Here is a 15,122-nt window from a genome sequence, read left to right on the forward strand (position 1 = left end):
ATTGATCGAAATCTGTCACTGTCAAACGCTGCTGACCGATCCAGCCTGGTCAGCGTCGCAGATGAAGGGCAGGGGTGTGACGGCGGAAAGCATTCCCAACAAAATCTTGCAACAAATCGACGCGCGCATCTTCCCACCCGTCCCGCCAGTGTCTATGTTCACCATTGGTCCCACTAGTGGGATCGATCTGTCACCGGCCCGTACCCCCGTTGGGCCGGTTTCCCTCACACCGGAGGTACCACGTGCGCAAAGTCGCAGTGGGTCTGCTCGGGCTCTCACTGACGGCGACAGGCCTGGCTTTCGGCCCGTCCGCCTCGGCGGCGCCTCAGCCCAAACTGCCGGCAGCAGCTCCGACGGCCGCCGAACCGCAGTCCCTGAAGGACGAACTCCCTGACAAGCTCGAGGACAAGCGCCGCGAGCTGCGTCAGCAGGGTCTCAGCGACGTGCTCAGTGGGCGCAGCAAGCCGATCGAGCGCAACGGCAGCACGGTCGTCAAGGTCGGCGAGACGAACGGGACGGGCACCAACGCCCGCACCTTCAGCGGCGGCCAGGAGACCAGGGACCAGTACGTCGAGCTCAAGCGTGAGCGCACCGACAAGATCTTCGTGATCCTGGCCGAGTTCGGCGACCAGCGGCACCCGTCCTACCCGGACAAGGACATGAACCCGGACATCGCCGGGCCGACCACCTTCGAGGGGCCGCTGCACAACCAGATTCCGCAGCCCAACCGGGCCGTGGACAACTCCACCATCTGGCAGCCGGACTTCAGCCCGGAGCACTTCCGCCAGCTGTACTTCGGCACCAACCCGGGCGACGAGTCGCTCAAGCAGTACTACGAGGCCCAGTCCTCCGGCCGTTACACCGTGAACGGCCTGGTCACCGACTGGGTCAAGGTGCAGTACAACGAGGCCCGCTACGGTCGCTCCGACGACCCGAAGGCCGACAACGACCCGACCGGCGACCCTGCCGTCTGCGGCGACAACGTCTGCTCGAACACCTGGGCCCTGATCCGCGACGCCGCCAACCAGTGGGTCGCCGACCAGAAGGCCAAGGGCCGGACGGACGCGCAGATCGCCGAGGAGATGCGGTCCTACGACCAGTGGGACCGGTTCGACTTCGACGGTGACGGCGACTTCAACGAGTCGGACGGCTACATCGACCACTTCCAGATCGTCCACTCCGGCGGCGACCAGGCCGACGGTGACCCGCACCAGGGTGAGGACGCCATCTGGAGCCACCGCTGGTCGGCGTTCAACAGCTCGCCGGTGGGCCCACCGAACTTCCCGATCGGTGGCACCCAGATCGGCAACACCGGCGTCTGGATCCGCGACTACACGATCCAGCCGGAAAACGGCGGCCGCAGCGTCTTCTACCACGAGTACGGCCACGACCTGGGCCTGCCGGACGACTACGGACCCGCGGACAACAACAACGAGCACTGGACCCTCATGGCCCAGAGCCGGCTCGGCGCCAAGAACGACGCCGGCATCGGCGACCGCGGTGGTGACCTGGGTGCGTGGAACAAGCTCCAGCTCGGCTGGCTCGACTACGAGGTGATCGTGGCTGGCCAGAAGCGCACGCTGGACCTCGGGCCGCAGGAGTACAACTCCGCCAAGGCGCAGGCCGCGGTGGTGGTGCTGCCCCAGCGCGAGTACACCTTCAACTACGGTGCACCGTTCGCAGGCGCGAAGCAGTACTTCTCGGGTAACGACGACGACCTCGACCAGACGATGACGAGGACGTTCGACCTCACCGGCAAGTCGTCCGCCGCCATGTCCCTCAAGGGCAAGTACGCCATCGAGGAGGGGTACGACTACCTGTACTTCGAGGCGTCGACCGACGGTGGCCAGACCTGGGCCGACCTGGACGGCACCGTCAACGGCCAGCCGATCGGCGTCGACGGCGCCGGCCGACCGGCCCTCGACGGCACCAGCAACGGCGCGTGGGCGGACATCAACATCCCGCTCAACTCGCTCGCTGGCAAGGTCGCCCAGATCCGCCTGCACTACGTCACCGACGGTGGCGTCTCCGAGGGCGGCTTCTTCGGCGACGCGATCACCGTGACGGCCGACGGCCAGACGGTGCTCAGTGACGGCGCCGAGACCGACGCCGGCTGGGCTCTGGACGGCTGGGAGATCGTCGGGGCGACCTACACCCGCCTGTTCGACAACTACTACATCGCGGGCAACCGGTCGTACGTCTCGTACGACAAGTACCTGAAGACCGGCCCGTACTTCTTCGGCTACGCGAACACCCGTCCCGACTACGTGGACCACTACGCGTACCAGGAAGGCCTGCTCATCTCGTACTGGAACACCCGCTGGAACGACAACAACACCGCGCCGGCGTCGCCCACCAACCCGGGTGGTCACCCGGGTGAGGGCCGCAACCTGTACATCGACGCGCACCCGCGCCCGATCTACAACCTCACCGGCGCACCGTGGCGGGCCCGGGTCCAGGTGTACGACGCTCCGTTCAGCCTGAACAAGGCGGACTCGTTCACCCTGCACCTGAACAGCCAGCCGCAGTACATCCGTGGCCAGGCCGCGGAGCCGCTGTTCGACGACACCAAGAAGTACTTCTACGAGGATCTGCCGAACCACGGCGTCAAGCTCCCCGCAACCGGTGTCAAGGTCAAGGTTCTGGAGCAGGACGGCACCTCGATGAAGGTCCGCATCTCCTAGTTCCTGCCGCAGTAACGGCAGCGGCGCCCGGGACTCCCCGGGCGCCGTTGCCGTTTCCGGTGCCGCCCTCGCGGCCGAGCCTCGCAGCGGGCCGACCACCCCTGACCTCCGCTTCCACCGGAACCGCGGTGCCCCGGCCGGCGTCCAAGAAGCGTGCTCACAACCCCCCGCGGCCTGCTCCTGCTCCTCCCGCTGCTGACGATGGTCGCCTGCGCCAGCACCGACGACGCCGGCACGCCGCCCGAGGACCGACCCGCCCCCACCACCACCCCGCCCACGCCGAGCCTGACCTCGACGCCCTCGCTCGCCCCGAGCAACCCGCCGGCACCGGCGGTCACGGAATCGCGAGCCCGGCCTCCGCTGTCCGCCACCGAGCTGCCGACGATGCGGCCACCCGTCGTCAAACCGAGCCCGCCCACCGACCTGCGGCAGAGCAACCTCGTCAGCGGCACCGTCACCCGGGGCGGCACCGGCCCCTGCTACGGGATGGTCGCCGAGGACGGCACCGAGTACGCGCTGCACGGTCCGGACGCCGGCGAGCTGCGGGCCGGGAGTTTCGTCACGCTGCGGCTCGCGCCCCTGCAGGCTCGCATCGCCTGCGGACCGGGCAAACCGATGAGCATCGTGCCGCTGTGAGCCTCCCGCCACCCGGGCCGAACAGCGAGGCCGGCGACGGCCCGGGCCGCATTCCGCGGCGGGGGTCCTAGGCTGGGCGCATGACCGACCAGCGCGGCGCGGCCGTCGACGAGTCCTGCGTCCTCACCGAGGGGCCGTGGACGCACCGCTTCGTCGGCGCCAACGGCACCCGGTTCCACGTGGTCGAGGCCGGCACCGGGCCGATGGTGCTCTTCCTGCACGGCTTCCCCGAGCACTGGTGGGCGTGGCACGAGATGCTGCCGGCGGTCGCCGACGCCGGCTTCCGCGCGGTCGCCGTCGACCTGCGCGGCTACGGCGCCAGCGACAAGCCACCCCGGGGCTACGACGGCTACACGCTCGCCGCGGACATCGCCGGGTTGATCCGCGCACTCGGAGAGCGGTCGGCGACGCTCGTGGGCAGCGGCGTCGGCGGCATGGTCGCCTGGACGGTGGCCTCGTTCCACCCGTCCCTGGTCCGCCGGCTGGTGGTGCTGGGAGCACCACACCCGCTGCGGCTGCGCGCCGCCATCTTCGCCGACCCGCGCGGGCAGTTCGCCGCCTCCACCCCGGCGCTGAAGTTCCAGCTTCCCCGCTACGAGCACGTGCTGACCCGGGACGGCGCCGCGTCCGTGGCGGAGATCCTGCGCCGCTGGGGCGGGCCCCGCTGGGTGGCCGGGCCGGCCTTCGAGGCGTACGCCGAGCGGTGCCGGGAGGCGATGCGCATCCCGCAGGCAGCGTTCTGCGCGCTGGAGGGGTACCGGTGGGCGTTCCGCTCGGTGCTGCGGCTGCACGGCTACCGGTTCGTCCGGCTGATGCAGAAGCCGCTGGTCACCCCGACCCTCCAGTTGCACGGCGCGCTGGACGTCGCCGCCCTGCCGCGTACCGCACTGGGCTCCGGCCGGTACGTCGTCGCCCCCTACGAGTGGCGGCTGCTCGACGGGGTGGGGCACTTCCCGCACCTGGAGGCCCCTGAGCTGGTGCTCGGCGAGATCCTGCGGTGGGCCAAGTCCTGAACGGTCAGACCCGCTGCTCCCGCAGGTCGGTGACCTCGGCGGCCGGCGCCCAACCCTGGTAGACGCCGAAGTCGAACACCTCCAGCCGCATGGCCTCGGCGACCGGCCAGCGGCCGCCGGTGTACTCCACCCGCAGCCAGGCGTCGTGCTCACCGAGCACGATGAACGGCTGCCCCTGCCAGGTGCAGGTGGTCCGCACGTACGCCAGGTCCTCGACCTCGCTCGCCGGCAGCACCCGCACGTACCGGCCGGCGCGGACCTCCTCGAACCCCTCAGCGGGCTCGGGCTGGTACAGCCGGATGTCATCGCCGTCCGGGCTGGCCTGGTACTCCCGACCCTGCCAACGGGCCACGTAGCCGTCCCGCATCACGCCTCACCGACCCGTCGCCACGACACCGTGTCCGTGTCGAGCACCGCGACGACCCGCTCGGTGCCGTCCACGCCGATCCGCCAGAGCTGCGCGCCATGCGGCAACCGCGCGCTGTCCACCTTGAACTCCGCCACCACGTCGCTGCTCTCGCCCGGCGCGAAGCCGTTGCCCCGGAACGGTGGGCGTTCGATGACCCAACCCTCCATGGCCCGCATCGCCGGCTCGTTCTGACCGCCGTACGGGATCCGGTAGAGGCTCGGGCGGTGCGCCGGCCAACGCAGCACGTAGATCTCCTCGGCGTCACGGGAGAACGGCGAACCCGGGTAGCTGAGGCCGAGCGCGTCGTGCAACTGGGCCGGCGTGGTCAGGTGGGCCAACTCCCCGGCCCGGTGCACGAAACCGGAGACCCGGTCGTACCCCCGCTCCAGGTAGTATGCGAGTTGGCTGGGCGCGATCGCCTTCTGCATCACGGTCGGTCGGGCCGGGTCGACCGCCGCCGGGGCGTACCGGGGGCGGGCGGCGGGCTCCGCGACGGCCGGCGGCTCCTCCGGGTCCACCTCCAGGTCGTCGCCGAGCCCGACCTCGGCGGCCCAGTTGGCCAACGCGACGATCTGCTCGCCGGGCAGCTTGGCGCCGACCGGAGTACCCGGGTTGACGGCGAACGACCAGTCCTCGTCCGGCCAGCGGCGGATGAGTTGGGCGAACTTCACCCCCACCGTGTCGACGTCGCCTCCGGCGTGGTCGGCGAGGCGCTCCGGGGAGGTGTAGACCACCACGTACGTCTCGTCGTCCAACTGCGCGGTGCGCCAGACGAAGCCCGGGTCGCCGGGGCGGCTGCCCGGCACCGACTCCGGGGCGGCCGGCAGCAGGACCCGGGCCAGCAGGAGCGTGGACAGGAACGTGTCCGTGCTGCCGGCACCGGCCGCGTTGAGCAGGTCCTCCTCGACGGTGTTGGCCGGCAGGAACTCGACCGGCGGCGGCGCGTGCTGCCCGGCGTCGTCGGGGATCGCGCGCTCTGTGCTGTTGTCGGTGGCGGGATCTCCACCGTCCGGGCCAACCACTCGGTCGTCGAGGCGCACCGCCGGGCGGCCACCGTCCGTCAACCCGCCGCTCACACCGGCCTCCGCCGGAACGAACGGCCCCGGCCCGGCCTCCGCAGGAACGAACGGGCCCGACCCCGACTCCTCCGGACGGGCCGGAATTGACCCGGACTCCGCCGGGCCGGACTGAGGCGGACCGAACCGAGCGGGGCCGGACGAGCGGGGGTCGAACGCCGCCGGGCCGAACAGACCGGCACCGGACGACGGCGCGTCGAACGCCGCCGGACCGAACTCACCCGCGTCGGCCAGATCGCCGGCGTCGGCCCGGTCGGTGAGGTCGCGGGACTCGATGATGGTGCCCTCGATGACGATGGGCGTGAAGCCGCGGCGCGGCGCGGGCGGGCCGGAGACCGGCTCGGCGATGGACGGCGGCAGCTCCTCCACCGGCTCGAACCGGCCAACGCCCGGTCGACCGTGGGGGATCGCCTGGGTCTCGTCCGCCGCGAGGTCGCCCGGCCCGAGCCGGGTCAGCGGTGGCTCGCCGGTGGGCCCACCGGGCACCCGGAAGGCACGGGTGGGCTCCTCGGCCAGCGGTTCGGGCCGGCGGGGCGGCAGCGGCTGGGTGGGTTCGTCGTCCGGCGCCGGTGGTCGTACACCGCGGGACGCACCCAGGTCGTTGGCCGGTGGCCGCAGCGGGCGGGTGGCGTCCGGATCCGGCATCGGGAAGGCCCGGGACGCGTTGTCGCCGACCGGACCGTCGGCCGGGCGGCGGCGCGGGAAGGGCTGGCTGCCGCGCCCGAACCGGGACGGCGGCGCCGCCCGGTCACCGGACCGGCCACCGGCCGACGTCGGGCCGGGCGTACGGTCCCGGCCGGACGCCGGTTCGAAGAAGGAGCGTCGGCCGCTCTCGGCGCCGCCGTTGTCGGCGGCCGGGCCGTCGCCCGGTCGACTCGCGGGCGGCCAGCCCGAGCCGGCCCGATCGGCGGGGGCGACACCGGGACGGTCGGGGGGCGTCAGCGGTGTGAACCGGGATGCGGCGGGCCGTGCCGCGCCGGGCACCGGGTCGCCCGGCCGGCCGGGGCGGGGCGGGGCGGTCGGGTGCCGCTGGCCGGCGGCGGGCAGGTCCTCGCCAGATCGGCGCGACAGCTCACCCGGAGCGGGCGTCCGGGGCGACGTGCCCGGTGCCGTCGGACCGCCCGTCCGGGGCGCCGCGCCCCGCGTCCGCGGGGGTGGCCCGGGCACGGTCGCCGCCGGGTCGAACCCGGACGACGGTCCGGTGGCGGGAGCCGAACCCGTGCCGGTCGTGACGTCCCGACCGGACGCACCGGGCCGGGTGCGGGCCAGGGTCTCGGCCCGCTCCAGGCGGGCGCGGGCACCCATGGCGCGGCCGGGCAGCCGAACGTCGCCCCGCGAGAGCTGGGAGACGAACCACGGCGGCAGGTAGCCCTCGACGGGCAACCCGGGGTTGACCGCGAGCCACCATTCCTGGTTGGGCCAGCCGACCGCGAGGTCGGTGAAGGGGACGCGGCGGTTGCTGCCGGGGTGATCGCCGAGGCAGGCCCGCAGCGCGGCGGCGGAGGTGAACGCCAGCAGGTGGGTACGGCCGCCGGTGGTCCAGGTGCCCCAGCCCGACGGTGCCTGACCGGGCGGGGCCGGCGGGGAGACCGGCAACAGCAGATCGGTGCGGGACAGGAGCCGGAAGTAGAGCTCCTGGTCGTTGGCGCGCAGCGCGTCCCGCATCGCCACCTCGGCCTCCGTGGCCGGCTCCCATTCGGTCACGGCCACCTCTCCTTCCGAGAACAGGCCACAGGTATCGCGTACAACCTACAAGGTGGTACCAAGATCACAATGGCTGGCCGGCGGCGGTCTGCCGGGGCGCCGGTGAGGCGATAACATCCCGTCCCGGAGCCGACACGATACGGAGGCCGTCGATGTCCCGGTCGATTGCGCGCCCGGTCCTTGCAGGTCTGACGGCCACCCTGCTGATCGGCACGGCAGCACCGGCCGTCGCCGCCGACGTCGCACTCCGGGTGGCACCGGCCTGCGCGACCCCACCCGCCCCCGTCCGGCCGGTCACGGCCCTGCCCTGGCCACAGCAGCGGTACGACCCCGCCCGGCTCGCGCCGCTGGCCACCGGCACCGGGATCACGGTGGCGGTGGTCGACTCCGGGGTGGACCGGGTGCACCCCCAACTGGCCGGGCGGGTGCTGGAGGGCACCGACCTGCTCGACCCCGGTGGGGACGGCAGCCGGGACTGCGCGGGGCACGGCACCGGTGTGGCGAGCATCATCGCGGCGGCACCCCAACCGGGCGTCGCGTTCCACGGCCTGGCGCCCGATGCCCGGATCCTGCCGGTGCGGGTGAGCGAGCAGCAGGTCGTGCAGGGGCGGGAGTCGGGGCGTACGGTCAGCGCCGGCGAGTTCGCCCGGGCCATCCGCTGGGCCGTCGACCACGACGCCGACGTGCTGAACCTCTCCGTGGTGCTGTACGCCGACGACCCGGCGGTCCACTCCGCCGTCCGGTACGCGATCGACCGGAACGTGGTGCTGGTGGCCGCCGCCGGCAACCTGCACGACAACGGGGACCCGCGCCCGTTCCCCGCCGCGTACGACGGGGTGCTCGGGGTGGGGGCCATCGGGGTGGACGGTGGGCGGGCGACGTTCTCGCAGACCGGCGCGTACGTCGACCTGGTCGCACCGGGCAGCGGTGTGCTGGCCGCCGCGCCCGGTCAGGGCCACCACCAGGTCGAGGGCACCAGCTACGCCGCGCCGTTCGTGGCCGCCACCGCGGCACTCCTGCGTCAGTACCGGCCCGAGTTGACCGCCGCCCAGGTGGTGGAGCGGATCATCGCCACCGCCGATCCGGCACCCGGTACGGGTCGTGGCGGCGGGTACGGCGCCGGTGTGCTGAACCCCTACCGGGCGGTCACCGAGACCGGCGGTGTCCGAACTGGCCGTCCACGGCCCGTCACGGCGCTCGCCGACGACCGGGCCGACCCGGCGCTGGTCGCTCACCAGGCTCGCCGGGCGACGGCCCGTGATCGGGCACTGCTGGTCGGCGCGGTGGTCGGCACGACGGCGGTCGCCCTGGTGCTGCTCGCCCTGGTGCTGCCCCGGGGCGCCCGCCGGCGCTGGCGCCCGGCCGACCCGACCTGACGCCGCCGGGCCGTGGGCCCGCTCCTCGACCGGGCGCGGCCGGGGCGCCGACCCGGACACGGTCAGCGCTCCCGGCCCACTCATCTCACTGGAACAGCCCGGTGTTCTTCTTCTCGGTGTCCAGATAGTCGGTGGCGGAGTCGTTCACCGCCAGCCTGATGTCGCGCAGCATCGCCTGGAGGTCCTGCGAGGCGGACCGCCACCGCGCCTGGCGCTGCTCGTAGGCCTGCCGGGCCTCGCCCGTCCAGCTCGCCACCAGCGGAGCGGCGTCCCGTTCGAGCTGGCCGAGCTGCGAGTCGAGCGTGTTCAGCGCCTTCTGGATGTCCCCGCCAGCCTGTTGAAGCGCGGCGAAGTTGACGACCAGCACACCGTGGTCCATCGGATCTCCCCTTCCGAGCGGGATCAGAGCGGCAGTTGGATGCCGCCGCGGTTGGTGCCGGCCACCCGGCTGGCCGCCTCGTCGTCCGAGACGTCGTACTGCCGGCCGGCGGTGCGGATCGCCCCGGCGGTCTCCCGCAGCGCCCGGTGCAGCGCCGCCTGGTCCTGCGACCACTGCTGCTTGACCTGCTCGAAGGACCGCCCGCCGGCGCCGCGCCAGGCCTGCTGCAACACCTCCAGCTCGGCCAGCAGGCCGGTCAGCATGGACTGCAACGACTGGTCCACCTGCTCGAACTTCGTGGCGGTCTGCTGCATGACCGCGGCTTCTGCCTGGGTCTGGGACACCCGGACGTCACCTCATCTCCTCGATCGTGGCTGGCCGTCGGCGCGCCCATCCTGGGGACGCACCGCTCGCGTCGCCCGGTCGTCGAGCCCGGCGGACGCGGGTCAGCGATGAACTTCGTGGCTGACGGTAGCGGCCCGGTTGCCGTTCTGCTACCCCGCACGGCTCTCCTGTGGACAACCACGGCGGCCATCGGTCGCTTACGATGTGCCGCAGCCACGTCGCGGGGCGTGACGGGCCGCCGGAGCGGCCGGCGGCCCGGCACGGTCCACACTGGTCGAGGAGGCGCGGTGCCGGCGATCACCACCGGAGGAGCGCAACCGGCGGCTCCCATCGGGTCCGGGTCGGGCGTCGTCGCGCCGCCGAGCGACCCGGAAGGGCTCGCGGGCTCCGGGGCGGGTCGCTCCACACCTCACCGGCCACCGTCGGGCACCCGCTGGGCATCGCCGGGCCGGCGGGCGGGCGCAGGGGTACGCGCCGGCCAACTGGTCGCCGGGCAGGTCGCGGTGGCGCTCGTCCTCGCCGCCCTGGGCCGGGGCACCCTGGTCACCGTCGCGGCCCTGCTGGCGGCGCTGCTGCTGGTGGCGGTCGCCTGGCTCCGGGTCCGGAGCCGGTGGCTCTTCGAGTGGCTGGCCACCGCCGTCGGGCACCTGACCCGTCGCCGCGCACTGGTGGGGCCGGCCGGCCCGGCCGATCTGCTCGATCTGGTCGCCCCGGGTGCCGTGGTCCGCTCGACGGAGTTGCCCGGCGGGCCGGCGGCGCTCCTGGAGGACACCACCGGCCTGGTGGCACTGCTGGAGCTCGGCGACCCCGGCGACCTGCTCGGCGACGCGTCCCGGGCGATCCCCGCGCCGTCCGCGCTGCTGCCCCCACCCGGGCCGGACGTGCCGCCACTGCGGATCCAACTGCTGCTCGCCGGCACACCGGCGCCCGCGCCGGCTGCGGGCGGAACGGTCGGCACGTCGTACCGGCAGCTCACCGACGGGCGGCTCGCCGGGCGGGAGCGGGCCGTGTTGGCGGTCCGGGTGCTGCGGGTGGACGGTTGGTCGGAGGAGGACCTGCGGCGCGTGCTCGCCGGCACGGTGCGCCGGCTCGTCCGCCGGCTCGGGCCGCTGACCGCGCGGCCGCTCGGCGTACCCGCGGCGCTGCGCGTGCTGGGCGAGCTGGCCCACCACGACGGCCACCCGGTGCGGGAGTCATGGCCGGTGCTCCGGTCCGGGGCACTGCTCCAGGCCACCTTCCGGCTGATTCGTTGGCCGGACGCCGACAGCGCGGGTGCACGGCGGCTGGTGGCGCGGCTGCTCGCGTTGCCGGCGACCGCGACGACCGTGTCGCTCTGCGCGGGGCCACCGGCGGCCACCGGGGCGCCGACCGAGCTGACCGTACGCCTGGCCGCCGGGACGACGGCGGAGCTGACCGTGGCCACCGAGGCGCTGGACCGGCTGGTGACCGGCCTGGGCGGGGAGGTTCGCCGGCTCGACGGCGCGCACCTCGACGGCCTGGCCGGCACGCTGCCGCTCGCGCTCACCACCCCGGGGGCCCAGCCGCGACCGGCGGTGGACGGTTGGGAGCTGACCCTCGGTGAGGCCGGGATGATGGTCGGCACGAACCGGCACGGCGGCGCCGTCACCGTGCGGCTGTTCCGACCGGAGGCCACCCGCCTGCTGCTGGTGGGCGGGGTACGCGCCGCCCAGTTGGTGACGCTGCGCGCGATGGCGCTGGGCGCTCTGGTGGTGGTGCAGACCGCGCGCCCGCGCGCCTGGGAGCCGTTCGTCCGGGGCGTCGGCGCGCCCGGTGGAACGATCCCGCTGATCCCGCCGGGTCGGCCGGTCGCCGACGGGGTGGGCACAGCGCTGCGGCCACTGCTGCTGGTGGTCGACGCCGGGCCGGTGCCGGCCGAGGCCGAGCCGGGCCCGCCGTGGCGGGCCACCCTGGTGGTCCGGGACGAGCTGACCCCGGCGGACGTGGACGCGCTGAGCCGGGCCGACCTGGCGGTGCTGCAGCCGCTGGGCGCGGGAGAGGCCGCGCTGGCGGGCACCGCGCTGGGGCTGGGCGGCTCGGCCGAGTTGCTGACCCGGATCCGGGACGACATGGTGGCCGTGGTGAACCGGCGGGCGCTGCGCTGGGCGCTGCTCTCCCCCACCCCGATCGAGTCGCAGCTGATCGGACGCCCGGCGCGCGGCTGAGCCGTCAACTGGCGGGTTACGCCGGTGGCCGGTCCGTGGCACGATCCCCGCCATGGGTTTTCTGAAAGGGCTGCTGATTCGGCTGGCCACCACGGCGCTGGCCTTCTGGCTGGCCACACTGCTCATTCCCGGCATCACCCTGGAGTCGGGGTCGGCCGTGGAGACGGTCACCACGCTGGTCCTGGTGGCGGCGATCTTCGGCGTGGTCAACGCGGTGCTCCAGCCGATCATCAAGACCGTCGGTTGTGGCTTCTACCTGCTGACCCTGGGTCTCATCGCCCTCGTGGTCAACGGTCTGCTGTTCCTGCTCACCAGCTGGATCGCCGACCAGGCCGGGCTCGGGTTCTCGGTGGACGGCTTCTGGCCGGCCGCCGTGCTGGGTGCCCTCTTCGTGAGCATCGTGACCTGGATCCTCGGCGCGGTCCTCGACCGGGACTGACCGGCCACCAACCGACCAGCAACGACCCGGGCCGTCCGGGGCCCCGACCGGAGCCCCGGGCGGCCCGGCGACCAGATTCCGGGAATTGGCCGGTGCCAGGGCCGACCGGGTCGGCTAGCGTCGCGGCGTGTTCTCGCTGACCCGCGCCGACGGCCACCTGCTGAGCACCGATCCAGCCCGGCTCGATCTGGACCGGGTGCACCACCGGCTCTCCACCGACGCGTACTGGGCGCTGGGGCGCGACCGGGACACGGTCGCCCGGGCGTTCGCCGGCTCGCTGCCGTTCGGCGTCTACCGGCCCGGCGACGGCCGCCAGGTGGCGGTGGCCCGGGCGGTCACCGACGGCGCCACCTTCGCCTGGCTCTGCGACGTGTACGTGGACCGGCCCGCCCGGGGTGACGGGTTGGGCGGCTGGCTCGCCGGAGCGGTCCGCGACCACCTGGTCGAGCTGGGCGTACGCCGGATCCTGCTGGCCACCGACGACGCGCACGAGGTGTACGCGCGGGTGGGGTTCACGCCGTTGGACGTCCCGCACCGGTGGATGCAGCTCGATCGGCGGCCACCGGTGACGCCGGTCACCGGAAAGGAACAAAGCGCCAGTTGACCCCTTACGGTGTAACCGTGACGCCACTCCGTCTGGGATACCTCTACGGCCTCGGCGCGTACCTGCTCTGGGGTTTCTTTCCGCTCTACCTCAAGCTGCTGCGACCCGCCGGCCCACTGGAGATCCTGGCCCACCGGATCGTCTGGTCGGTGGTCTTCGTGGCCCTGCTGCTGGCCGCGCTGCGCAACATCGGTTTCCTCCGGGCGCTGCTGCGCCGGCCCTGGGCACTGGCCGGGATCGTCGCCGCCGCCGCGCTGATCGCGGTCAACTGGGGCACCTACATCTACGGGGTCAACTCGGACCGGGTGGTGGAGACGGCGCTCGGCTACTTCATCAACCCGCTCGTGGTGGTGCTGCTCGGGGTGACGGTGCTGCGTGAGCGGCTACGCCCGGCCCAGTGGGTGGCGCTGGGCATCGGCGCGTCCGCGGTCGCGGTGCTCACCGTGGACTACGGCCGGCTGCCCTGGCTGGCACTGACCCTGGCCTTCAGCTTCGCCGGCTACGGCCTGGTGAAGAAGCGGCTGGGGCTGCCCGCCGCGGAGGGGCTGTTCGTCGAGTCGGCGGTGCTGGCCGTGCCGGCGCTGGGCTACCTGACCTGGCTGACCCGCCGCGCCGAGTCGACCTTCGGGCAGGTCTCGGCCGGGCACACCGCGCTGCTGGTGCTGGCCGGTGCGGCCACGGCGATCCCGCTGCTGCTCTTCGCCGGGGCCGCCAACCGGCTGCCGCTGTCCAGTCTCGGCATGATCCAGTATCTGGCGCCGATCCTTCAGCTCGGCTGCGGTGTGCTGATCTTCCACGAGCCGATGCCACCGGCCCGAATCGCCGGCTTCGCGCTGGTCTGGCTCGCTCTCGTCGTCTTCACCGCCGACGCCGTCCGCCAGTCCCAGCGCACCCGCGCCCGCACCCGCCTCGCCGCCAACACCCCACTCCCCACGCCCTGATCCCGTCGCCGGTCTACGGCACGGCGAAGGTCAGAAGGGGCGTGCCGTCGGCGCGTTGCAGCTCCACGCTGACGAGTTCCGCGTCGGTGAACCGCGTCGCTCCGGTGAACCGGAGGTCGTCCCCGGGCGCCGCCAGCCAGGAGCCGATCTGTTCGGTGGCACCGTTCGGCCCGCGTGCCACCAGCCGGAACGGGTACGCCTTGCCGTAGCTCGTCCGCGCGTCATACCCGCAGTGCATGGTCACCTCGGTGCCCCACTCGGTGCCGGTCAGCCCGATCTCGGCGTGCACCGGCCCGGCGGCGGCCACCGGTCGCATCGCCACCATCGACACCTTCGGCCCGGGCGTGGTGCCCTGCGCCTCGGGAGTGCCGGGCGGGCCGACCGGGCGGGGCAGCACCGCGGCCGTCCCGACACCGACCACCAGGGCCAGCGCAGCGGCGGCCAGTGTGGTCAGCGCGTACCGCTGGCGGGTCGCGGAACGCTCGCGGCGCCGGCGCTTGCGGGCCTCCTCGATCAGCGCGGGCACCCGGGGCGCGGTCGGCGGTGGCAGGAACTGCTCCAACCCCGCCGGGTCGAGGCGGCCGAGCAACCCGGGCAGGACGGCGATCTCGGCGACCGCGTCCCGGCAGGACGCACAGCCGGCGAGGTGCCGCTCGTACGCCGCCCGCTCGGCGGGGGCCAGAGCGCCCAGCACGTACGCGCCGTCGTCGTGCGCGAACTCGCACCGGGTCATCCCGTCACTCCCATCTCAGCCAGGACCAACCGTAGTGACCGCAGCGCGTAGTGGGTGCGGGACTTCACGGTGCCCGGTGGCACGCCCAGCCGGGACGCCGCCTCTGCCACCGAGCGCCCCTGGTAGAAGCACTCGACCAGCACCTCCCGGTGGGTGGGGCTGAGCCGGTTCAGTGCCTCGGCGACCGTCCACGCCTCCACGGCGCGCTCGGCCTCGTCGACCACCTCCGGCGGTTCGGGCAGCTCGTCGGTGAACACCTCACCCACCCGCGTCGACCGGCGTCGCCAGGCGTCGATGGCCAGGTTGCGGGCGGTGGTGAAGAGCCACGCCCGCACCGAGCCGCGTCGCGGGTCGAGCGACTCCGGGTGTCGCCAGGCCCGCAGCAGCGTCTCCTGCACCAGGTCCTCGGCCCGCTGCCGGTCACCGTTGACCAGCCGCAGGGCGTGTGCGTACAGCGCCTCCGCGTGCTCGTCATGCAGCGCGCGCAGCAGTTGGGCGTCATGGTCGCTGATGGCGGTCTCCTCGCTTCCGGCGCGCGTCCGGCGGTGCGTCCGCTCGTGAATACGTGCGGTCACGCCGATCGGTTCAGCCCGAGGTCAG

Annotated in this window: 14 protein-coding genes; 8 read left to right on the forward strand and 6 right to left on the reverse strand. The window is 73.5% G+C overall.

The genetic code is table 11. The annotated features are described in order from the left end of the window. Nucleotides 1-257 precede the first annotated feature (257 nt). From ACTWLT_RS25530 to ACTWLT_RS25540, 3 genes are all read left to right on the forward strand, one after another. A complete protein-coding gene (locus ACTWLT_RS25530) occupies nt 258-2,684 on the forward strand; it encodes an immune inhibitor A domain-containing protein (protein WP_445320598.1) in 2,427 nt (808 codons plus the stop codon). A gap of 153 nt (nt 2,685-2,837) precedes the next feature. After that, nucleotides 2,838-3,320, forward strand: a complete 483-nt coding sequence (locus ACTWLT_RS25535) for a hypothetical protein (protein WP_445320542.1) — start codon at nt 2,838-2,840, stop codon at nt 3,318-3,320. Between the two features lie 80 nt (nt 3,321-3,400). Then, entirely contained in the window at nt 3,401-4,333 is a 933-nt protein-coding gene (locus ACTWLT_RS25540) for an alpha/beta fold hydrolase (protein WP_445320543.1), read from the forward strand. A gap of 4 nt (nt 4,334-4,337) precedes the next feature. Here ACTWLT_RS25540 and ACTWLT_RS25545 read toward each other — a convergent pair whose 3' ends face one another. Both ACTWLT_RS25545 and ACTWLT_RS25550 read right to left on the reverse strand, forming a co-directional pair. Continuing rightward, complete coding sequence (locus ACTWLT_RS25545) at nt 4,338-4,703, reverse strand: UCP033725 family protein (protein WP_252416175.1); 366 nt, start codon at nt 4,701-4,703, stop codon at nt 4,338-4,340. After that, nucleotides 4,700-7,522 carry an SseB family protein gene (locus tag ACTWLT_RS25550; protein WP_445320544.1) on the reverse strand — a complete coding sequence of 941 codons (2,823 nt, stop codon included), beginning with the start codon at nt 7,520-7,522 and terminating at the stop codon, nt 4,700-4,702. Before ACTWLT_RS25550 ends, ACTWLT_RS25545 begins: the two co-directional genes overlap by 4 nt. 152 nt (nt 7,523-7,674) lie before the next feature. Here ACTWLT_RS25550 and mycP point away from each other — a divergent pair, with 152 nt between their 5' ends. Continuing rightward, complete coding sequence (gene mycP / locus ACTWLT_RS25555; RefSeq protein ID WP_445320545.1) at nt 7,675-8,898, forward strand: type VII secretion-associated serine protease mycosin; 1,224 nt, start codon at nt 7,675-7,677, stop codon at nt 8,896-8,898. Between the two features lie 85 nt (nt 8,899-8,983). On the opposite strand, the gene ACTWLT_RS25560 is transcribed toward mycP, so the two are convergent. Then, nucleotides 8,984-9,277, reverse strand: a complete 294-nt coding sequence (locus ACTWLT_RS25560; protein WP_252416178.1) for a WXG100 family type VII secretion target — start codon at nt 9,275-9,277, stop codon at nt 8,984-8,986. A 23-nt stretch (nt 9,278-9,300) separates the two neighbouring features. Continuing rightward, complete coding sequence (locus ACTWLT_RS25565; RefSeq protein WP_445320546.1) at nt 9,301-9,621, reverse strand: WXG100 family type VII secretion target; 321 nt, start codon at nt 9,619-9,621, stop codon at nt 9,301-9,303. A gap of 288 nt (nt 9,622-9,909) precedes the next feature. Between ACTWLT_RS25565 and eccE the strand changes: the two genes are divergently transcribed. From eccE to rarD, 4 genes are all read left to right on the forward strand, one after another. Further along, the gene (gene eccE, locus ACTWLT_RS25570; protein ID WP_445320547.1) at nt 9,910-11,805 is read left to right on the forward strand and encodes a type VII secretion protein EccE; all 1,896 of its coding nucleotides are present in this window, start codon (nt 9,910-9,912) and stop codon (nt 11,803-11,805) included. A gap of 52 nt (nt 11,806-11,857) precedes the next feature. Next, a complete protein-coding gene (locus ACTWLT_RS25575) occupies nt 11,858-12,244 on the forward strand; it encodes a phage holin family protein (protein ID WP_252416180.1) in 387 nt (128 codons plus the stop codon). Nucleotides 12,245-12,371: 127 nt separating this feature from the next. Continuing rightward, nucleotides 12,372-12,848 (forward strand): GNAT family N-acetyltransferase, encoded by a 477-nt coding sequence (locus ACTWLT_RS25580; RefSeq protein ID WP_445320548.1) that lies wholly within the window; start codon nt 12,372-12,374, stop codon nt 12,846-12,848. Between the two features lie 17 nt (nt 12,849-12,865). Beyond that, a complete protein-coding gene (gene rarD / locus ACTWLT_RS25585; protein WP_445320549.1) occupies nt 12,866-13,789 on the forward strand; it encodes an EamA family transporter RarD in 924 nt (307 codons plus the stop codon). A gap of 13 nt (nt 13,790-13,802) precedes the next feature. Here the strand turns inward: rarD and ACTWLT_RS25590 are convergent, their stop codons facing one another. Together ACTWLT_RS25590 and ACTWLT_RS25595 are read right to left on the reverse strand one after the other, a co-directional pair. Then, nucleotides 13,803-14,522 carry an anti-sigma factor family protein gene (locus ACTWLT_RS25590; RefSeq protein WP_445320550.1) on the reverse strand — a complete coding sequence of 240 codons (720 nt, stop codon included), beginning with the start codon at nt 14,520-14,522 and terminating at the stop codon, nt 13,803-13,805. Beyond that, on the reverse strand, nt 14,519-15,034 hold the full coding sequence (locus tag ACTWLT_RS25595; RefSeq protein WP_266249813.1) for a sigma-70 family RNA polymerase sigma factor: 516 nt from the start codon (nt 15,032-15,034) through the stop codon (nt 14,519-14,521). The genes ACTWLT_RS25590 and ACTWLT_RS25595 overlap by 4 nt, the downstream gene beginning before the upstream one ends. Between the last annotated feature and the right edge of the window lie 88 nt (nt 15,035-15,122).

The sequence above is a fragment of the Micromonospora yongxingensis genome, assembly GCF_052601155.1.